At 45.7% G+C, this 23,006-nt stretch carries 12 protein-coding genes; 7 read left to right on the plus strand and 5 right to left on the minus strand.

Translation table 11 applies throughout. The features are described 5' to 3' along the window. The first annotated feature begins 228 nt into the window (after positions 1–228). From AC5JPT_RS04185 to AC5JPT_RS04215, 7 genes are all read left to right on the plus strand, one after another. The gene (locus AC5JPT_RS04185; RefSeq protein ID WP_493857216.1) at positions 229–519 is read left to right on the plus strand and encodes a putative quinol monooxygenase; all 291 of its coding nucleotides are present in this window, start codon (positions 229–231) and stop codon (positions 517–519) included. A 506-nt stretch (positions 520–1,025) separates the two neighbouring features. Further along, positions 1,026–1,580 carry a carboxymuconolactone decarboxylase family protein gene (locus tag AC5JPT_RS04190; RefSeq protein WP_319051493.1) on the plus strand — a complete coding sequence of 185 codons (555 nt, stop codon included), beginning with the start codon at positions 1,026–1,028 and terminating at the stop codon, positions 1,578–1,580. 111 nt (positions 1,581–1,691) lie between these two features. Then, the gene (locus AC5JPT_RS04195; protein WP_493857217.1) at positions 1,692–2,345 is read left to right on the plus strand and encodes a DsbA family oxidoreductase; all 654 of its coding nucleotides are present in this window, start codon (positions 1,692–1,694) and stop codon (positions 2,343–2,345) included. A gap of 81 nt (positions 2,346–2,426) precedes the next feature. Then, positions 2,427–3,326: a glutathione-dependent disulfide-bond oxidoreductase gene (gene yghU / locus AC5JPT_RS04200; RefSeq protein ID WP_493857218.1), complete on the plus strand. Its 900-nt coding sequence runs from the start codon at positions 2,427–2,429 to the stop codon at positions 3,324–3,326. Positions 3,327–3,512: 186 nt separating this feature from the next. Next, on the plus strand, positions 3,513–4,055 hold the full coding sequence (locus AC5JPT_RS04205; protein WP_493857219.1) for a peroxiredoxin-like family protein: 543 nt from the start codon (positions 3,513–3,515) through the stop codon (positions 4,053–4,055). A gap of 246 nt (positions 4,056–4,301) precedes the next feature. Continuing rightward, complete coding sequence (yihG, locus tag AC5JPT_RS04210) at positions 4,302–5,264, plus strand: 1-acylglycerol-3-phosphate O-acyltransferase, YihG family (protein ID WP_493857220.1); 963 nt, start codon at positions 4,302–4,304, stop codon at positions 5,262–5,264. Positions 5,265–5,396: 132 nt separating this feature from the next. Further along, positions 5,397–6,221 carry a hypothetical protein gene (locus AC5JPT_RS04215; protein ID WP_493857221.1) on the plus strand — a complete coding sequence of 275 codons (825 nt, stop codon included), beginning with the start codon at positions 5,397–5,399 and terminating at the stop codon, positions 6,219–6,221. Positions 6,222–6,332: 111 nt separating this feature from the next. Here AC5JPT_RS04215 and AC5JPT_RS04220 read toward each other — a convergent pair whose 3' ends face one another. The 5 genes from AC5JPT_RS04220 to AC5JPT_RS04240 form a co-directional block, all read right to left on the minus strand. Beyond that, on the minus strand, positions 6,333–7,502 hold the full coding sequence (locus AC5JPT_RS04220; RefSeq protein WP_319051487.1) for a beta-barrel domain-containing protein: 1,170 nt from the start codon (positions 7,500–7,502) through the stop codon (positions 6,333–6,335). Between the two features lie 2 nt (positions 7,503–7,504). After that, a complete protein-coding gene (locus AC5JPT_RS04225; RefSeq protein WP_493857222.1) occupies positions 7,505–9,829 on the minus strand; it encodes a type I secretion system permease/ATPase in 2,325 nt (774 codons plus the stop codon). Positions 9,830–9,896: 67 nt separating this feature from the next. After that, the gene (locus AC5JPT_RS04230; RefSeq protein WP_493857223.1) at positions 9,897–11,438 is read right to left on the minus strand and encodes a TolC family protein; all 1,542 of its coding nucleotides are present in this window, start codon (positions 11,436–11,438) and stop codon (positions 9,897–9,899) included. A gap of 570 nt (positions 11,439–12,008) precedes the next feature. After that, positions 12,009–22,259, minus strand: a complete 10,251-nt coding sequence (locus tag AC5JPT_RS04235; RefSeq protein WP_493857224.1) for an Ig-like domain-containing protein — start codon at positions 22,257–22,259, stop codon at positions 12,009–12,011. A 47-nt stretch (positions 22,260–22,306) separates the two neighbouring features. Continuing rightward, complete coding sequence (locus AC5JPT_RS04240) at positions 22,307–22,867, minus strand: hypothetical protein (protein ID WP_493857225.1); 561 nt, start codon at positions 22,865–22,867, stop codon at positions 22,307–22,309. Between the last annotated feature and the right edge of the window lie 139 nt (positions 22,868–23,006).

The following is a 23,006-nucleotide window of genomic DNA, read 5'->3' on the forward strand; positions in this document are numbered from 1 at the left end:
TTGGGAGATAGTCGTTTGATGACTATAAAAGGCAGTAGAAAAAACATAAAAAATAGTAGAGAGAACAAAAATAGGCGTCATGATTTGAAGCGTTTTCTTATTGTCTGGCAAACACTATAGCCATAAATGAACGTTCGTTCAAGTAGCAATATATGTTGATATGATAAATTATGTACCCATACAATCCACTCTAACTGTCTCACCAACTCATAATAAAAAGGATTAAACATGTCTACATTAACGATTATTGCTCATATAACGGCAAAAGATAATAGCGTTGCTCTTGTCAAATCTGAACTTGAGAAACTGATACCCATAACACGTGATGAGGAAGGATGTATTCGTTATGATCTGTTCCAAGATAACGACAGCCCTGCTCATTTTATGTTCCATGAAAGTTGGGCAACGCGTGAATTATGGCGGGTTCATATGGAAAACCAGCATCTAAAAGATTTTTCAGCAGCGACTGAGGACGCCGTCGAGTCGTTTGTTCTGCACGAGATGACTGAGGTTCGTTAACTTCCTCTCCAAAGCTCATACTCACTCGATAAGTGTCAACGTCAACATAAAGAAATAGAAAAAGGATAACAGTCTGCTCCCTTTTTCTATTTCTACTCCTATTCTTTGGTACATATTTACTCTAGCACTGTCATGGTGCGGCAATGACTTAATTATCTCTCTTTGTCAGTGCTGCTTATGACCCGCCAATACGCTTTTATCACTTTATAAACGTACTCACTTACACAGTGTTACTTCATTAAGATATTGATATTATTATCATAATTACTACAGATCGTAGAAATGTAATTTGGTCATTACAATTTAGTTGAACGATTACTCAAATAATTATTGAGCGATTGCTCAATATCATTTATAGTAGTCTCTATTGCTTCGCTTACTAAGCAAAATTATCAACTTTGAGTAATCATTCAAAATAATGATCGATATCAAATCAACGATTACTTTTAGGCTATCTTAAAACCCTAAAATACGTTAAGTTTAAACCGACTACTAGGAATTATATTATGACCGAATTTACACTACACGATAAAGACAGCGCGCCACAAGAAAGCAAAGCGTTGCTTGATACCTCTATCAATGCTTTTGGTATGATCCCAAACCTACATGCTGTCATGGCTGAAGCACCAGGTTTACTAGAAGGATATCAGCGTCTTCATGAGCTTTTCTTGAACAGTAGCTTTGATGATGAAGAAACCACTGTCGTATGGCAAACTATCAACGTCGAGCATGCCTGCCATTATTGTGTTCCTGCTCACACTGGTATCGCCAAAAGCATGAAAGTAGATGATGCTATTACTGATGCGCTACGTGATGAGACTCCACTACCAACCGCACGTCTAGAAGCACTGCGTGATTTTACACTTTCTGTTGTACGTGGTCGTGGTAATGTAGACGATAGCGCCGTTCAAGCGTTCTTGGATGCAGGTTATACCAAACGTCAAATTCTAGAAATTATTCTAGGTGCAGCTCAAAAAGTCATGAGCAACTACACAAACCATCTGGCTGATACACCTGTAGACAAACCATTCCAAAAGTTTGAGTGGCATAAAGCTGTTTAATAGCAGCACCAGCCTAGCGCTGACACCGTCAATTTGATGTTTTCATACTGTTGTTCGAAACATCTTCGGGCAGCAGTTTTTCATTTTAATATATCGCTAATGAGAGATGATATGGAACATTTAGAGAAACCCTTACAAATAGACATCGTGTCAGACGTTGTATGCCCTTGGTGTGCCATTGGCTACAGTCAACTGGCTGAGGCATTAAAGCAAACCAACACCCCTCATGAGATTCACTGGCATCCCTTTGAGCTCAACCCCAACACACCAGCTGAAGGACGGAACTACCGTGAGCATATCATGGGAAAATACGGTACAACTGCTGAGGATGTTAAAGAAAGCCGAGCTAGAATGACAGCCGCAGGCGCGGAAGTTGGCTTTAACTTTCAGTTCACAGATGACTTTCGCACCTATAATACTTTCAATACCCATCAGCTACTACATTGGGCCGATGAGCAAGGGCGTATGCACGATTTAAAGCAAGCGTTGTTTGTCGCACACTTCGTCGATAATCGAAACGTAGGTGACAGTACAGTACTTGCAGGTATTGCAGCAGATATTGGACTGGATCGAGCTGAGGCACTTGCGGTTATCGAAGATCAACGCTTTGCTAATGTGGTACGTGAATCGGTACAGCATTCAAGACAGCAAGGCATTCAAAGTGTGCCATCGGTTATATTTAATGGTCGCCATCTGGTAAGCGGTGCTCAAGGCGTCGAGAATTATAAAGATATTTTAAAGCAATTGGCAGATATGCCAGACTAAAAAATTGCCTTACCTGACTCATTACTTGTATCACGTCTTATCTATAATATTGAGCACATTAACCTAGAAGGTACCATAATTATGTCAAGTTCTAATCATTACGAACCGCCTAGTATTTGGACATGGGATGCCGAAAGTGGCGGCAAATGGGCGAGCGTCAACCGCCCTATCGCAGGTCCAACCCACGAAGGCGAATTGCCTCGTGGTAAGCACCCTCTACAAATTTATTCGATAGGTACGCCCAATGGGCAAAAAGTCACTATTATGGCAGAAGAGCTACTGGCTTTGGGCGTTGTAGAAGCTGAGTATGATGCGCATCTGATCGAAATCGGTGAGGGAGACCAGTTCTCATCAGGGTTCGTTGATGTCAATCCAAATTCAAAAATCCCAGCTTTGTTTGATACCGATACCGGTAGCCGAGTATTTGAAAGTGGTTCTATCTTGTTTTATCTGGCCGAAAAGTTTGGAAAATTACTTCCAAAAGACGCAGCGGCACGCACAGAAGTGATGAACTGGCTGTTTTGGTTACAGGGCTCTGCCCCCTATCTTGGCGGCGGTTTTGGGCATTTCTATTTTTATGCACCAGAGAAGTTTGAGTATCCTATCAATCGCTTTACGATGGAAGTCAAACGTCAATTAGATGTGTTAGATCGAGAGCTGGCAAAAAATCGCTACCTAGGTGGCGATGAATACACAATTGCGGACATTGCCACTTGGCCTTGGTATGGCAATCTGATACTTGGAGAAGCCTACGAGGCAGGTGAGTTCTTACAAGTTGAGAGCTATAAAAACGTGCGCCGATGGGCCAAAGAAATTCTTGATCGCCCTGCTGTACAGCGCGGTCGCAAAGTAAATCGCACTTGGGGTGAGCCCTCCCAGCAGCTTCATGAGCGTCATGATGCTTCAGATTTTGACTTAAAGACTCAAGACAAGCTGATCGCTGATAGTGCTGATGCAAATAGCGGCACTTATATAGATTAAATATTATTTTTTAGAAATGAGTGTTCATCATTTTTACTCTCGATGTTGATACCGTTAGGTACGTTTATGACGTGGTGTTGTAACGTACTGTAATAAACCAACATCTCATCCATAGTGATTGTTAAAGTAGGCAATGAATACACTCACTCATAGCACACCATCATAAAAAATCAAAAGGATAAAAACATGACAGACAATTATGCTCAAAAAATCAAAGCTGGCGCTACTTTCCCTGAAATGAAAGTACAAGTACTCAATGGAGAGCTGACAGAACTTGGCAAACCTGAGAATGGTCATGACTGGAAATTGGTGGTTGTATACCGCGGTAAACACTGCCCTATCTGCACTAAGTATCTCAATACATTAGAGACTGTGCTACCATCATTTTATGACAACGGCGTCGATGTGATTGCTGTATCTGGCGATAGTAAAGAGCAGCTAGAAGCTCATTTAGAAGACTTAGATATTAGCTTCCCTATCGCTTATGGGTTAACTGTCGAGCAAATGAATACGCTAGGACTTTATATCTCTGATCCACGTTCAGCGAAAGAGACAGATCATCCATTTGCAGAACCTGCTGTGTTTGTAGTGAACGGTGAAGGCAATATACAAATTGTTGACATCTCAAATGCACCTTTTTCTAGACCTGATCTTGAAGCGCTTGCAAATGGTTTAGTATTTGTCAGAAAACCAGAAAACAACTATCCTATTCGCGGCATGCATGTCTAATCAGTCCTACTCTATATAGACGAAAAAATATAGGCAACAGCTTCTAAAGAGCGTATCAAGGTCATTCCTTGGTACGCTCTTTTTACGTTAGAAATGAAATTTTTTGCCAAAGACGCTATTTATTATTTGTTGTTAACACTCGTACACTGAGATTTATTTCTGCTAAAATTGATAACAACACTACCAATATCTTATCATTCAAATACTATTAACATCTCATCATCTGTATGAGCAAAAGGATCTACTATGCGATTGAAATCAATCGTCCAAAAGCTACACGAACGCGCCCCAATCTTGGGCAAAGCGGCATCTCTAACGACGGCAACAGGTGTCATTACTTTTAATAGTATGTTGGCAGGCCCGCCGGTATGGATCATGGGTGCAGCCAAGGCCATTACTGGAGCAGCTGTCGCTGACAAAGCTGTCATCGATGTCACTAATTATTGGATCAATAGCAACAATGCCGTCATCGATAATGTATTACCGCGCAAAGATTGGCGCATCAGCTTACCTGATGACGTACATACAGATGGTAAATACTTACTGGTCAGCAACCATCAGTCGTGGGTCGATACCAGTATCGTGCAATATATCAGTGAAAAGCGGTTACCATTGACGCGTTTTTTTACCAAGTTTGAACTTATATATATTCCCGTGATTGGTCAGGCTTTTTACTTTCTAGACTTTCCGATGATGCGTCGACATTCTAAAGAAGCCATCGCCAAAAACCCTGCGTTAAAGGGTAAAGATATTGAAGAAGCAAAACGCGCCTGCGCCTTACTAAAAGACAAGCCCTTTACGCTACTGAACTATCTAGAAGGCACCCGCTTTACGCCTAGCAAACGGGACAAACAAAACTCGCCTTATAAGCATCTACTAAAGCCGCGTGCTGGTGGATTGTCACTTGCTTTGAGTGCTTTGGGCTCAGAGATCGACGGCATGCTAGACATGACGATTGTCTATCCTGATGGCGTACCCACCTATAGTGACCTATGGAAAGGTAACATCAAACGTCTAGGCGTCGATGTCCGCCATATCGAGATACCAGAAGATCTATTTACGGCGATCAAAAACGGCGGTTACGAAACAGATGAAGCGATAAAAGCACAGATGTTTGATTGGGTTGAACAGGTATGGCACAAAAAAGATCAGCTTATTACAGAAATGCTGGCTGAATTTGAAACCAAAGACGCCATGCAAGATGCTTAAGCTAAAAACATTCTAGACTAAAATACTGCTAGGTTAAAAACAGAATAAACGCTCTATACCAATAATCTTTATTATTTGATAACCTCAAAGTAATCAGTGCAGGTACTAATATAAGATAGGTAGCGCTATATAATGATGAAATTTCGTGAAAAATGGTTTTGGGCATTAGCTCTTGCGGTACTGGTGCATGTGGGCGTTTTTCTCGTTTTTTATTTCAATGCCAATCATGCTGATACGGCAGAAATGGCTGACAGTAGTATGAATAAAGATCAGCCAGTCGCTATCAGCAATACACCCTCAGCGCCTAATGATAAAATCTATACCACCACTGTCACCAGCACTAAAACGTTGGATAACGAAGGTAGCGGTACCGATAGTCGCGATAAGGTAGTAAACGTTGATATAGTAGAAAATGACGGCGTTGAGAATAGTAACGCTTCAAAAAATACTGCAAGTAACAGCAAACCTATCACCACCGCAGATAATGAAGAACCCAACTCACCTGAGGTATCTAATAGCAAGGCTAACGTTGCCAAACAATCTACCACTGCTAAACAGTCTATTACTACCACCGTAGAAGCACCGCAAAGAATCAGGCTTCCTGCCCAAAGAGAACAAACCCAAAGAAACCAACCTTTAGAAAACCAAGTAGACAACACTCCTCAATCTATACCCGCAAATTCTGAAAATAATATGGAGCAAGCAAAAAATAATGCAGGGTTACTAGATCGGGATATCCCCACACAAAAGAGCAATGTAAAAGTAGATAAAGACTATCTCTCAGCAAAATCTGAAGTGGAAGGAATTAATGATCAGTTGAGCGCAGCCATCAACGAAGTCAAGAAGCGCAATCAACAAAAAATCGATGAGCGGCAGCAATTTAGAAATGAGGCGAATGCTCAAAATAGCCAGATACCCATCGAGCAGCCTAATCAAAACAGTAGAGGCTTTGAGTAACCATATGGTGAATACTTGAGACATCTAAGCGGTTACGTTCACATATAAAAACCCCTAGCGATTAACTAGGGGTTTTTGTATTGTTGTTAGTCATGATTTTATATAAATGAATTAGCGCTCACCTAGACCTTCCGATAATGTCTTGGTAATTGGCTTGGTGAGATATGACAATACGGTCCGTTCCATGGCTTTGATATCAACAGAAGCGGTCATACCCGGCTTGATAACAATTTCATCACCGCGACCCTTAAACTCCGCTCCATTGATCACAATAAGTACGCGGTAGTAAGGCTCTTCTCCTTTAGGGGTTTGCTCCATCAGGGTATCTGGGCTGATGTAGTTGACAGTTCCTTCCATCGCACCAAAGATAGAGTAATCATAGGCATCGAGCTTAACCGTAGCTTCTTGACCTTCTTTAACATAAGCAATATCGGCAGGGCTGACCTTAGCATCAATGACCAAATCACTACTGGTCGGCAGGATTTGCATAATGACTTCACCTGGCTTGACGACACCGCCAATAGTGGTCACGTTAATATTTTTTATTTTACCTTCTGTTGGTGCCATTAGCCGCTTCTCTTCTAGCACTTGTGCCCGATCTCGTAACTGTTCAAGCTCGGTATCCAGCTCTTCTTGAGCTTTGGTCATTTCAGCCTGTGCTTCTTCGAAGTATTTATTACGCTTATTATTTATTTGCGCTTCAATATCAGCCACTTGGCGACTCAGCTTGATAACATCGGCCTGACTGACATCGCCATACTCTAGCAATGGCTCATTCATACGTAGCTCTTGACGTGCCAGCACCAGCATTTTTTCAAGAGAAGAGACCTCTTCATTGATAGCTTGACGACGTCTATCGTATAGTGCTCTTTGGTTTTGGACATACTCAGGATACTGTTGAACCCCTTCAGGGAACACTAATGGCTTCTCAAAAATCTCAGCATTTAATCTTGCAAGCTTAGCCGTTAATGCTGCTGTTTTGGATGCAGAGTTATCAACAGCAGCTTTGGCGCGCTCCTCTTCTAGAACGACCAGTAACTGACCTGCCTTGACGTCTTCGCCTTCTGAGACAGCCAACTGTGTCAACACGCCGCCTTCTGATGCTTGAATTTCTTGGGTTCGAGCACTAGCGATGACGGTTGCTTGAGCACGCGTAACTTGATCAATCTTGGCAAATGATGCCCAAACTATCAAACAGATAATACCAACGAGTGCAATCCAAATACTCAATCTTGAACGATTAACCTTGGGCTTGGTGGGTGTGTACTTATACTCTGACATGCCTACTTCCCTTGATCATCTGTTGAGTTTTTGATTTTAGTCGATTTTATACTGATATTTCTAACTCTAGATGCTGCAGGTTTGGTGTTATCAGCATGCTCTGATGATGGTTGATTGGTTTTGTGAATAATTTTGTCTTTTTGCTGTACGGTTGTCTTGTTTCTCGCTTGGTCGTTTTTTCGAAGCTCATCGAGTACCGCCTGTTTTGGACCGTCAATAATAATACGCTGGTTGTCCATAATAATGAGTCGGTCAACCAAATCTAGCAAGGCGGTTTTGTGAGTGGCGACGATAAATGTCTGCCCCTGTGTCAACTCCTGACGCAGGACCTGCAGGCAACGCTGTTCTTGTCGATTATCCATAGACGCAGTCGGTTCATCCAACAAGAACACATCAGGCTTGGTCAATAATAAGCGCGTAAATGCAACCAGTTGTTTTTGTCCACCTGATAACCCTTTACCGCCTTCACTAATCGGCAAATCCAAACCGCTTGAGTGACTCGATACCAAATTGATGAGCCCTGTCCTATTTAACGTGTCTTGTAGAATGTCATCATTGGGTGCAGCCATACCGATTAGCAGGTTTTCGCGCAGCGTACCCTGAAACAGTCGATGGTCTTGTTGCAAATAGCCCAAGCGTTCACTGAGGGTCTCTCGGCTGATTTGATGGATATCAAGACCGTCTAACAGCACACGCCCTTGAGTCGGCGCATACAGCCCTGCCAGTACTTTGAGCAAGGTAGATTTACCTGAACCGATAGGTCCAAGTATCGCGATACGTTCTCCTGGCTTGATAGAGAGCTGCGGAATGCTAATGGCTGGACGGTCGTTGTCTTTATAGTTGAATGCCAAATCATCACACTGATAAGCGCCTTTGATATGTGTGGGTGACAATGGGTAGGCAACGCCTTGATTGTCCTGCTCTAAGGCAAATAGACTCTCAATATTCAACTTGGCAGCTTTGGCATGAGCATACTGCACCAGTAAGTTGGGTATAGACATAACAGGCGCTAGCACTCTACCACCTAGGATCGAACAAGCAATCAATCCACCCATCGTCATGTCGCCTTGCATCACTACAAACGAGCCAACAATCACGATACCCACATAGCTGGCTTGCTGCAGCATCTGCGTGAAGTACGTTAAATTGTCATTAGCATGCTTCATATCCAAATCGTTTTTGATAGTGACGTTCATCACATCAAGCCAACGCGAGAGGAACTTCCAACTGCCCGCCCCCGCTTTTATGGTCTCAACACCTTCTACTGCTTCAACCAACAGTCCTGTTTTATAATAAGAGGCGGTCGCACCTTCTGACGCAATGGCATCAATGCGTTTACGCGCAACCAGCCCCATCGTAATCGCGATTACTGCGGCCACCACTGGCACAACAGCCACTAGCGGCGATCCGATAAAAGCGATCAAACTGATAAAGATAATGGTCATTGGCAAGTCGACCAAACCGAACAGCGTGCTTGCCGTAAAAAAGCTGCGTACTTGCTCATAGCCGCGTAGCTGTGCTGCCATAGAGCCAACCGACCCTGGCATCTGATCGATACGTACTTTCAACAATCGTTGGAATACTTCTCTAGATAAATACTGATCAAGACCGACCACTACTTTATCCATGATTCTCGATCGTGAGAATTTCATAAATGCTTCAAAGACAATGACTAAAAACACACCACTCGCCAAAATGATGAGGGTGTATTCGCTACGAGTCGGTATGACCCGATCATACACCTGCATCGAAAATAAAGAGACGGCTAATGCCAGCATATTGATCAAAAAGGTTGCAATAACAGCTTCAGCTAGAATGCCTTTATAGTTGCCCAAGTCAGACTTTAGTAAGTCAGAAAATGACGCTTTACGCTGCTTAACATGATCTTCTTTTAAACGAATCCGTAATACCAAAGCTAGCTCATCGACACGGGTATGTACCTGCTTGTCCGCTTGTCTAAAGTTCCAGCTTTTTTGCGGCGTCTGACCGTCGATGACGCCCCATCCCAAATCTGATCGATATGCCAATAGAGGCAAAAAGGCCGCGTCAGGCTGCTCTAATATCTCAGGGGTATCAGTAATACCAATCCCTTGTAACACAGCAATGACACCGCCCAGCTCATGAATACTTTGACCTTGCCTGTCCGATTGCTCACTATGGCGCTTGACGACATCATGCAGACGAATATTGTCTACCGGATAGCCTTGCTGACCAAGTAAGTGCTTGATAGCCTCGGTCAGCGTTTCAGTCAGATCAACGTGCTCTGTGTGCTGCAACTCATTGTGACCAACAGACTGAGATGATGTCTTTTGTAATTGTGCACTCATATGAATCACTTATTTAATATTTTAGATGGTTGCGTATGCAAGATATAACGTGCGCTTAAATGGCTACCTAACGGTTTGTTATATTTCTTTGTTCCGTTATCGGCGTGATGCTGTAGTCATCATTCAGCATGAGATACTCGCCATCATTTAGTCCCTGCTCAGCAGTTGCCGGCAAACTAATCTCAATATACTCTTCTTCTACATCGTTTCTGCCATAACCAAACTCACGACTGGCGCTGCTTTTGTCTTGCTTATTGAACCACTGTTTTACAGAATCTACGGGATTGAACAAAGTCACAGGCTGACGGTTGTGAGAAAACTGCTGCCACTGCATGATACCAAAGTCTACTTGAAGACTATAAAATGCGCCCAACATCTCTGCTCGGGTCTGCACCAGCTGTACTTGATAATCATTGTGCTCACGTACGGCGTTAAGTACCTCAAGCCATGACTTACGACCTGCGATAAACTGTCTGCGATAAGAGTTAACCACAATCTGAGCGCCAGCTACAGCAGCCACCAGTGAGGTCTCTCTGTCTTTTGCGCTGACGAACTGCTGATACTGTACTTGAATATTTTCTATCACGTTACGCCGCGATGCTTCTTGGTTTTGCACCAAACTGTTGACTTCTGCCTGTGATGCTCGTGCTAGTGCAAAGTTGGAAAACCCCGCACCTGGTTCATAGGTTAGCCCCAAAGAAAACTGCCCATCATTTTCATTATCTTCATGGTAATAAGCTTGCTCGTACTGAGCATAGACCGTTGGGTAGCGCGCCGCTTGTTGTGACTCAACCCCTTGCTTAGCAGATTCGATTTGATAGTGCTCTTTTACAACAGTAGGATTGTAGAATCCTGCCCTATCAAAAGCCATTCTCTCAAAATCAACAGATTGACGCTTGGCCTGCTCGACCAATACTTTGATATTCGGTATGCTCGTCACGCTCATTTGAGACAACGGCTGACCAATAATTTGCTCGAGCCGAGCAGCGGCAATACGTTGCTGCTCAACTGCTGCTTGATAAGACGTCTGCTCTTGCAAAATCCGGTTCGTCACTAGGTCAAGCTCAATACGGGCTGATACACCCTGACCAACACGGCGCTGCATCATAGCCTCAAAATCACCAAGCTCTTCTAGATTCTCAACATGGACACTTTGTGTGGCGACAGCTTGTATATAGCTCTGCCAAGCACCGATCGTCGTTTTGGCCACCGAGTTTTGCTGCTCATAGATATATTCTACAGCGGCTTTGTCATCAAATATGGCTTGGTTCACATCTGCTGTGAGTTTACCACCCGTCCATAGAGGCTGACGAAGAGTGACCTGTGAGACAAAGTCATTGTCTCTGTCATAGCCCGAGCTAACGCTTGGTGTCGGTAAAAGGTTTAATTTAGCTGCGTTGATACCTTCAGTCGTTGCTTGTTGACTGGCGCGGGCTGATCCTACCAGCGGATGAGTTTGAATCGCTTGCGCGACCAGACTGTTGATTTGAAAATCCTCTACTGCTGCTTGGGCCGTCATGGTAAAACACATGCTCGTTATTAGAACAGTCATAAGATGATGCACTGCATGACGGCTGGTTAACTGTTTTATATTTGGCGATTTTTTCATATTAGTTTTCAATGAACGCTCTTATTGATATGCTCTTGAAGAAGTATACAACATCTATGCACTAAACCTTACTAGACCTTAGTCTATAAGGCAACAATTCATATGCGATATCAGATGAAACTTTCTGAGCTTTCCATACATATATAAAGCTAAGTCATACCTGGTTCTTTTTACTTAAACTTACCTTTTTCATTGAGTTCACTTTGCTCACTTAAGATAAGTACCACCTATTTTTGTTGATAGTAAACAATCCCTGATAAATCACGCTCTACATCATCGATTGACTCTCTAAGCGAATGCTGACGAATAAAAATCTGTACAAGATCGTTTGCAGTACTTTATAAAACATAGCAATTTTTGGAAAGAAATAACTATTCATCAATCAGATAGCTCTCTGTTCGTCCATGTCTTAATTATGCCTTATGGTTTTTTACTTTCTTATTTAAAAACCAGGCTATTATATTTATTGCCTAATATACTTTACTCTATCTCAAAAATATCTATAAAAACGTCGTAAAAAACGCCTCCATTTTGGAAGCGTTCTGTGCATTAAAATAAGATCAGCCAGTCTTAGATAATATTGACGATATCAGTATCAATATGAACCTGTGTATCATTAGATGACTGCCATACGTTATACATCTCACCTTCTGAGGTAGTCTGTCCAGTATTGGTCCAACTATCACCTTCTAGATTAACTGTATCATCGTTATCACCTTTGACATAAATAGTAGCATCAACGTCTTTATCTGCTATATTTAAAGTATTCGCACCAATACCGCTAATATCAATGATATCAGGCTGCATCATGTCAGAGAGGCTAATGATTTGACCTGAACCCTCAAAGCTTAGAGTATCGATCCCTTCGCTCGAAGTGGTTAGTAGCGTATCAGGTAATTCTATAGTGTCATCGATGGCAAGTGTGAAACTTTCATCTAACGATATGCTCCGTGCAGCAAACGTTCCACTATTGGTACTGTAATCGAGCGTAATATCCAGATTTGCAGTAGAAGACTCACCATTCTCTGCAGTGATCGTATACTCAAAGCTATCTACATCACCATAAGTGCCTGTAAATGTCGCGTCAGCAACATAATTATAACTACCGTCTGGATTGATAGTAAGTGTGCCATATATACCATCAATGGCACTACCATCAACCTCGACAGGCAAACCATCTACTAATGAGACAACGGTACCAGAAGTAATCGTATCTGCACCATCAGAACCTATGTCAGTAATAACATTTCCACCTATGAAAGCACTGACTGTATCAGGCGGCGTATAGTTGGTAATGACATCAGAGGTGGTACGAATAGTAAGGCTACTTAATAATGAAGCATCTAAAAGTCCGCTACTGTTACCTAGCGTCACATAATATGTGCCACCATCTTGAAACTCTGGTAAAACTAGATCATCTGCGCTCCACCTAGCGGGCAAGACACCTGAACCCTGAAGCCAATTCTCCTGCGTAAAGGTTAGCGTAGCCTCAGAGCTGTCTTCTTCTACTCGATAGACTAAAAGATCAAAATCATTATCTCCAAGAGCCAAGAGATCAAAAAGCCCACCTAGACTCAGTGTAGCAGACCCACTGCCATCAACGGTTACTTGGCGAGTGGTATTGTCAGCCACAGTGAAAGACAGCGCGTTATCAACGCTCAGTAAATCTACGTTAATGGTATCTGCGAGCACGCCGATATTGAGAAGCCCTCCCACTTCAGTACTTTGTAAAGGTGCATTGGTGGTAGATGACTCAAAACCTATATCTAATGTCACCTCATTATCGAACGCTATTGGTACAGTCGTGTCAACAGTGATAGTAGCAGTCGCGTCGGTGCCCGTATTTCCAGCAGGGTCTGTTGCGGTAGCACTCAATTGCTCAGCGCCCTCACCCATTGCCCTTACTTCTGCCTCATCGACATTGATACTCCAGTCACCAGCTGCGTTGACAATAGCCGTACCTAAGATATTGTTTGAGCCGTCAGTCAACGTAATTGTGTCGCCTGAAACCCCCGTACCTGTTACAGCAAAACTTGCTGCGGCTTCGGTACCATTAACGATGTTGTCACCAGCGATAGGCTCATCAATCGTTGGAGCATCTGGTGGCGTCGTATCAACGATTGCATCAAGACTAATCACCAGCTCTGCTGTATCACTAATAACGCCATCAGAAACTGTATAAGTGAATGTCTCTGATTGACCGTTTGACGCAAAATCACCATTCGCCGTATATGTATAATCACCAGTTTCATCAATAACCAAGACACCATACTGACCTTGTATCGTAAACACCGTGATACCATTGACGACCTCGGTGGCAGGTTGTGACTGAGTATCATTGCTATCAATATCAGTTAGTACTGTATCCACCGTTACCGTATCTTCACCTGCCTCACCTAAACTTGATGTATCAGGGTCAATCACATTACCAGTAATGACAGTATCATCAGCATAGTCGAACTCAGTTACTGTCGCTGTAATATCTGTGGTTTCGAGTAGGGTTAAGGTATTGCTAAGAAGCACAGCAGTAATATCATCAAGTAATGGATCTAAAACACCTAGTCCTAATACATTATCTTCCAGTATATCTACTACAGCATCGAGACCTAAACCTTCATCCCCAGCCGCAGTTAATGCAATATTGAGAAGACCATTAACAGTACCTCCTAAAACTGGACCTAATGCATTATCGATTGTGGTAAAAACAACTTCTTGATTATCAGGACCCAGTACAACTCCTGCTTCACCTAATTCTGCTAAGGTAAGACCATTGACTAAAGCTCCTAAAGCACTTTCATCATTTCTCACCACAATAGTATAGTTATCTGGTTCTAAACCAGAAACTGTCGCAGTCAATGTATCGTTGCCAGTTAATCCCAATAACTCGATTCCAATAACATTACCTACCAATGGCTCACTACCAGTAGTGCCAACGTAAACAAGCTCATTGTTGCTATTATAAACCTCTATATTAATTGCATCCGCTACTGTCACTAATGCCGTCTGACTAACTTCGATACTGACTGTACCATTTGTACCTGCACTCACAGTAAAGCCAAGACTGCTATCAGCACCACCAGTACCTTCAGCGGCCCCCAGAACATCTAAATCAGATTCACTGATCGGGTCATAGTACGTAACTTGCAACGCTCCTAAATCAAGATCATCTAGATCATCACGGGCAGTAAAGGTCGTGTTAAGATCAAATTCGACAGCAGCACTCGGAGCACTGACATTTTCGTTTGCATCTGTCACCGTAGCAACCACCGTATAGGTACCATTATCACTGATACCATCAATGCCATTTGGAATCGTGATTTCAGCGATACCATCTCCATCATTGACATCAAGGTCAGCTGCGGTCACTTCATATTCCACGGTAATAGGGTTACCAGCATCAGGCGTCACTGTTAAGGTCACTGTGTCACCTGCAACGGTGCCAGTTGGTAGGGTTACTTGAGTTTGAATACCATCTGCAAACTCTTCTGCATTGACACCATCAAGTGCTTCAGGAATTAATACCGCAGGCGCCGTAGTATCACCAACTGTAGCACTGTCGGTACCTGTCGAACCAGTGTTACCCGCCTGATCAGTCACATTTGCGGTAACTGTTAGTACTACCCCTTGTGATGGAACTGCAACCGCAAAGTTATACCCGTTGTCTAGCATATCTTGAGTAATCAAAGTCGCCATACCATCGACCGTTACAATGTCATCAACCTCAGCGTTGTCTGGTAAGATCACAGTAACCTCAACCAATCCATCGTCGTTTAAGTCAAAGCCGTTAACTAAATCATCACCATTACCAATGATCACAGTTGGTTGACCTGGCGCTGTGGTGTCAACGGTAAAGCTCACCGCGTTACTAGGCGCACTCACGTTACCAGCCGCGTCGGTTACGGTGGCAGTCACACTATACTCACCATCGGCAGTGATGCCATCGTCTGCATCATTTGCAATGGTCACGTCAACAATACCGTTACCAAGATTTGCATCAAGGTCATCTTCAGTCACTTCGTACTCAACGGTGATCGGATCACCACCATCAGGGGTTACTGTTAAGGTTACTGTGTCGCCTGCAACGGTGCCAGATGGCAGGGTTACTTGGGTTTGAACACCATCTGCAAACTCTGCGGCATTGACCCCATCATCCGCTTCATCATCAATGACCACGACTGGTGCTGCGATAGCGGCATCTGCTTCGCCGCCAGGCGCCACGGTATCTACCGTTATGGTGGTCGCAGGAGACGCGGCACTCACGTTACCGGCGGCATCTGTAATGGTGTAGCTGATGTCATAGGTGTCATCAGCAAGTGGGGTGTTTGGTGTTAGGGTGTTCCCCACTAAGGTGGCTGGTACGGCCTCGCCATCGACCAACAATGTCGGTGTGCCGTTAGCCAATTCACCATCTGGTATGACCACACCTGGGGTGTTGTCGTTGGTGATGCCGTCATCAGGGATGGTTTCGGCAGGGTCAAGCAAATCGCCATTGCCATCTACGTTGTCGGTGATGACTGGCGCTGCAAGCGGTGTGTCAGGCGCTGTGGTGTCAACGGTAAAGCTCACCGCGTTACTAGGCGCACTCACGTTACCAGCCGCGTCGGTTACGGTGGCAGTCACACTATACTCACCATCGGCAGTGATGCCATCGTCTGCATCATTTGCAATGGTCACGTCAGCAATACCGTTACCACCGTTGGCATCGAGGTCATCTTCAGTCACTTCGTACTCAACGGTGATCGGATCACCACCATCAGGGGTTACTGTTAAGGTTACTGTGTCGCCTGCAACGGTGCCAGATGGCAGGGTTACTTGGGTTTGAACACCATCTGCAAACTCTGCGGCATTGACCCCATCATCTGCTTCGTCGTCAATGACCACGACTGGTGCTGCGATAGCGGCATCTGCTTCGCCGCCAGGCGCCACGGTATCTACCGTTATGGTGGTCGCAGGAGACGCGGCACTCACGTTACCGGCGGCATCTGTAATGGTGTAGCTGATGTCATAGGTGTCATCAGCAAGTGGGGTGTTTGGTGTTAGGGTGTTCCCCACTAAGGTGGCTGGTACGGCCTCGCCATCGACCAACAATGTCGGTGTGCCGTTAGCCAATTCACCATCTGGTATGACCACACCTGGGGTGTTGTCGTTGGTGATGCCGTCATCAGGGATGGTTTCGGCAGGGTCAAGCAAATCGCCATTGCCATCTACGTTGTCGGTGATGACTGGCGCTGCAAGCGGTGTGTCAGGCGCTGTGGTGTCAACGGTAAAGCTCACCGCGTTACTAGGCGCACTCACGTTACCAGCCGCGTCGGTTACGGTGGCAGTCACACTATACTCACCATCGGCAGTGATGCCATCGTCTGCATCATTTGCAATGGTCACGTCAACAATACCGTTACCAAGATTTGCATCAAGGTCATCTTCAGTCACTTCGTACTCAACGGTGATCGGATCACCACCATCAGGGGTTACTGTTAAGGTTACTGTGTCGCCTGCAACGGTGCCAGATGGCAGGGTTACTTGGGTTTGAACACCATCTGCAAACTCTGCGGCATTGACCCCATCATCCGCTTCATCATCAATGACCACGACTGGTGCTGCGATAGCGGCATCTGCTTCGCCGCCAGGCGCCACGGTATCTACCGTTATGGTGGTCGCAGGAGACGCGGCACTCACGTTACCGGCGGCATCTGTAATGGTGTAGCTGATGTCATAGGTGTCATCAGCAAGTGGGGTGTTTGGTGTTAGGGTGTTCCCCACTAAGGTGGCTGGTACGGCCTCGCCATCGACCAACAATGTCGGTGTGCCGTTAGCCAATTCACCATCTGGTATGACCACACCTGGGGTGTTGTCGTTGGTGATGCCGTCATCAGGGATGGTTTCGGCAGGGTCAAGCAAATCGCCATTGCCATCTACGTTGTCGGTGATGACTGGCGCTGCAAGCGGTGTGTCAGGCGCTGTGGTGTCAACGGTAAAGCTCACCGCGTTACTAGGCGCACTCACGTTACCAGCCGCGTCGGTTACGGTGGCAGTCACACTATACTCACCATCGGCAGTGATGCCATCGTCTGCATCATTTGCAATGGTCACGTCAACAATACCGTTACCAAGATTTGCATCAAGGTCATCTTCAGTCACTTCGTACTCAACGGTGATCGGATCACCACCATCAGGGGTTACTGTTAAGGTTACTGTGTCGCCTGCAACGGTGCCAGATGGCAGGGTTACTTGGGTTTGAACGCCATCTGCAAACTCTGCGGCATTGACCCCATCATCCGCTTCATCATCAATGACCACGACTGGTGCTGCGATAGCGGCATCTGCTTCGCCGCCAGGAGCCACGGTATCTACCGTAAAGCTCACCGCGTCACTAGGCGCACTCACGTTACCAGCCGCGTCGGTTACGGTGGCAGTCACACTATACTCACCATCGGCAGTGATGCCATCGTCTGCATCATTTGCAATGGTCACGTCAACAATACCGTTACCAAGATTTGCATCAAGGTCATCTTCAGTCACTTCGTACTCAACGGTGATCGGATCACCACCATCAGGGGTTACTGTTAAGGTTACTGTGTCGCCTGCAACGGTGCCAGATGGCAGGGTTACTTGGGTTTGAACACCATCTGCAAACTCTGCGGCATTGACCCCATCATCCGCTTCATCATCAATGACCACGACTGGTGCTGCGATAGCGGCATCTGCTTCGCCGCCAGGCGCCACGGTATCTACCGTTATGGTGGTCGCAGGAGACGCGGCACTCACGTTACCGGCGGCATCTGTAATGGTGTAGCTGATGTCATAGGTGTCATCAGCAAGTGGGGTGTTTGGTGTTAGGGTGTTCCCCACTAAGGTGGCTGGTACGGCCTCGCCATCGACCAACAATGTCGGTGTGCCGTTAGCCAATTCACCATCTGGTATGACCACACCTGGGGTGTTGTCGTTGGTGATGCCGTCATCAGGGATGGTTTCGGCAGGGTCAAGCAAATCGCCATTGCCATCTACGTTGTCGGTGATGACTGGCGCTGCAAGCGGTGTGTCAGGCGCTGTGGTGTCAACGGTAAAGCTCACCGCGTTACTAGGCGCACTCACGTTACCAGCCGCGTCGGTTACGGTGGCAGTCACACTATACTCACCATCGGCAGTGATGCCATCGTCTGCATCATTTGCAATGGTCACGTCAACAATACCGTTACCAAGATTTGCATCAAGGTCATCTTCAGTCACTTCGTACTCAACGGTGATCGGATCACCACCATCAGGGGTTACTGTTAAGGTTACTGTGTCGCCTGCAACGGTGCCAGATGGCAGGGTTACTTGGGTTTGAACACCATCTGCAAACTCTGCGGCATTGACCCCATCATCCGCTTCATCATCAATGACCACGACTGGTGCTGCGATAGCGGCATCTGCTTCGCCGCCAGGCGCCACGGTATCTACCGTTATGGTGGTCGCAGGAGACGCGGCACTCACGTTACCGGCGGCATCTGTAATGGTGTAGCTGATGTCATAGGTGTCATCAGCAAGTGGGGTGTTTGGTGTTAGGGTGTTCCCCACTAAGGTGGCTGGTACGGCCTCGCCATCGACCAACAATGTCGGTGTGCCGTTAGCCAATTCACCATCTGGTATGACCACACCTGGGGTGTTGTCGTTGGTGATGCCGTCATCAGGGATGGTTTCGGCAGGGTCAAGCAAATCGCCATTGCCATCTACGTTGTCGGTGATGACTGGCGCTGCAAGCGGTGTGTCAGGCGCTGTGGTGTCAACGGTAAAGCTCACCGCGTTACTAGGCGCACTCACGTTACCAGCCGCGTCGGTTACGGTGGCAGTCACACTATACTCACCATCGGCAGTGATGCCATCGTCTGCATCATTTGCAATGGTCACGTCAGCAATACCGTTACCACCGTTGGCATCGAGGTCATCTTCAGTCACTTCGTACTCAACGGTGATCGGATCACCACCATCAGGGGTTACTGTTAAGGTTACTGTGTCGCCTGCAACGGTGCCAGATGGCAGGGTTACTTGGGTTTGAACACCATCTGCAAACTCTGCGGCATTGACCCCATCATCTGCTTCGTCGTCAATGACCACGACTGGTGCTGCGATAGCGGCATCTGCTTCGCCGCCAGGCGCCACGGTATCTACCGTTATGGTGGTCGCAGGAGACGCGGCACTCACGTTACCGGCGGCATCTGTAATGGTGTAGCTGATGTCATAGGTGTCATCAGCAAGTGGGGTGTTTGGTGTTAGGGTGTTCCCCACTAAGGTGGCTGGTACGGCCTCGCCATCGACCAACAATGTCGGTGTGCCGTTAGCCAATTCACCATCTGGTATGACCACACCTGGGGTGTTGTCGTTGGTGATGCCGTCATCAGGGATGGTTTCGGCAGGGTCAAGCAAATCGCCATTGCCATCTACGTTGTCGGTGATGACTGGCGCTGCAAGCGGTGTGTCAGGCGCTGTGGTGTCAACGGTAAAGCTCACCGCGTTACTAGGCGCACTCACGTTACCAGCCGCGTCGGTTACGGTGGCAGTCACACTATACTCACCATCGGCAGTGATGCCATCGTCTGCATCATTTGCAATGGTCACGTCAACAATACCGTTACCAAGATTTGCATCAAGGTCATCTTCAGTCACTTCGTACTCAACGGTGATCGGATCACCACCATCAGGGGTTACTGTTAAGGTTACTGTGTCGCCTGCAACGGTGCCAGATGGCAGGGTTACTTGGGTTTGAACACCATCTGCAAACTCTGCGGCATTGACCCCATCATCCGCTTCATCATCAATGACCACGACTGGTGCTGCGATAGCGGCATCTGCTTCGCCGCCAGGCGCCACGGTATCTACCGTTATGGTGGTCGCAGGAGACGCGGCACTCACGTTACCGGCGGCATCTGTAATGGTGTAGCTGATGTCATAGGTGTCATCAGCAAGTGGGGTGTTTGGTGTTAGGGTGTTCCCCACTAAGGTGGCTGGTACGGCCTCGCCATCGACCAACAATGTCGGTGTGCCGTTAGCCAATTCACCATCTGGTATGACCACACCTGGGGTGTTGTCGTTGGTGATGCCGTCATCAGGGATGGTTTCGGCAGGGTCAAGCAAATCGCCATTGCCATCTACGTTGTCGGTGATGACTGGCGCTGCAAGCGGTGTGTCAGGCGCTGTGGTATCTCGAATAGCATTGGCTGTTACAGCAGGGGAGATATTACCAGCCGTATCTTCGATCCTGACAGAAACTTCTAATGCAGCTCCTTCTTCTGGTGCAGGTATTTCCACCTCAACATTACCAGCTTCAATATCGTCATTAGTCAAAACCTTTTCGACACCGTTGACAATCACGGTATAACCAACACTCGAACTGTCTGGCAAGTCAACAATAACATCTACCTGATTGCCCTCTATCTCGTCAGCTGTGATAAAGGCATCTCCGTTACCGATAGCTACACCGTCTGGCGCTTCAGGCGCATCATCTGTGTCTCGAGTAGCATTAACTGTAACAGCCGTCGACTCGTTTCCAGCTACGTCTGTGATACTGGCAGTGACTTGCAGTGACTGACCTTCTAGTGGTGCATCAATAGTTACGGTTGCCATATCATTAGCAATGTCATCATCGGTTATTAGCTGGTCGATACCATTAACAGTAACAGTGTCACCTACAGAAGCATTATCTGGTAAACCAATAGAGACAGTGACTTGATTATCACTAATCTCATCAGCGGTGATCAAGGCGTCACCATTACCAATATTAATACTTGGAGCATCAGGAGCAGTAGTGTCGGGGGCGTTTACTGGATCAGATTCTACTGAGGTATTACCTGCCGCATCGGTAGCAATGGCATTAATCGTCTCACCATTGGCAAGCGGTGTATCAAGAGTTACCTCGTAGACACCTGTGGTAGCATCTGCTATTGCTGTACCAATAACATTGTCATCTGCATCTAAGATGTCTACGCGACTGCCAGGCTCGCCGCTACCTGTGACGGTCGTACCGTCGAAAGCATCAATACTTGGGGCATCAGGGGCGGTAGTATCAGGGGCGTTTATTGGATCAGATTCTACTGAGGTATTACCTGCCGCATCGGTAGCAATGGCATTAATCGTCTCACCATTGGCAAGCGGTGTATCAAGAGTTACCTCGTAGGCACCTGTGGTAGCATCTGCTGTTATTGTACCAATGACATTATCATCTGCATCTAAGATGTCTACGCGACTGCCAGGCTCAGCGTTACCTGTGACGGCAGTACCATCAAAAGCATCAATACTTGGGGCATCAGGGGCGGTAGTGTCTGCTTCTGAACTATCATCATCGTTATTATTACTACTCCCTCCCCCTAAAGCCGCTGCTGCGACTCCTGCACCTGCTAGACCCAACAACCATGGTAGCGCTGCAAAACCTTCAGCATCTGTCGCCCCTATCCACCAAGGACTGGAGTACGCATTTCCGCCCAGAGAGTGACTTTGAACCTCGTCTACCTGCATCTCAGTGACGTAATCTGTCACGTCACCTGTATCAGGTAAGTAGTAGTAATAATTTCCATTTCCAGCAGCACCGACAAGTGCGCTGTCAATATCATAAAACCCTTCAATAATGAGATCAGGGTTTTGACTATTATTCTCAAAAGAAACATGTAGATCTTTACTCACACGCTTAGTGACTATATTGTTGGGAGCGCGTCCAGCTGCTACATCAAAAATCTCATAATTCGTTTTGTCAGTAGCTTGTATCACTGTAGGTATATTGTTTTGTGTAATCACAGTGTGCTCAGCAACTGTCCCGACTTGATTGTTGGCCTTAACGGTTATAGTTTTCATAAAATCATCCTTGATTAAAGAATTCTAAACTAGGTTGCAATCTAGAATCATAAGTGAATTTTTTTGTCCTTAATTTTTGATAGCGATAGCTGGATAATGGTTTGGAAGACGTGCTCAGTATCACCAGTAGTGATGGACATAGTATCGACGTACCTCATGGTACCTAGAGACATAGCCTCTACGTCATCTCGTTTTACTAAGATGTTGTCAGTGATATTAGTATGGAATTGAAAAAAGCTTGGCTTATGGCTTTTGGTTTCTTGGCTGTATGGTGTTTGACCATATATAGACTTGTACAGAACGGCAGGTATATTGCAGAGATCACCAATATTAAAGTGAGCAACATTTTCTAGGCATGTTTGCTTATCAGTTATCATTCGCCGGATGGTAGAAGGCGTTACATTCGGTAAGCAAACCTGCAAGTATGGTGTTATACGAGGAATATATTGACGTTTTCTAGAACGAGGCCCAGTACTATCGAGGGTCTTGTTTGTTGATGTGATCAAAGAATCAGGACTACGGGCAGGTCTTACTGGGTCAGCCACTTCATCCTGGCAACCTACTAATTTCGCTAATTTAGCCGATAATAGTCTGGTTGATATCATCATAACCATCGACCTCCTGTCGATAACAAACACACCTTACTAATTAATATTTTCAAATTTATATTTTTTAGACACAAACCATCCCCGTAGAATATATATCTTCTTTGTAAATATATATACCTTAGAAAATCTGCTTCTTATA

It is taken from the genome of Psychrobacter sp. H26, assembly GCF_059073035.1.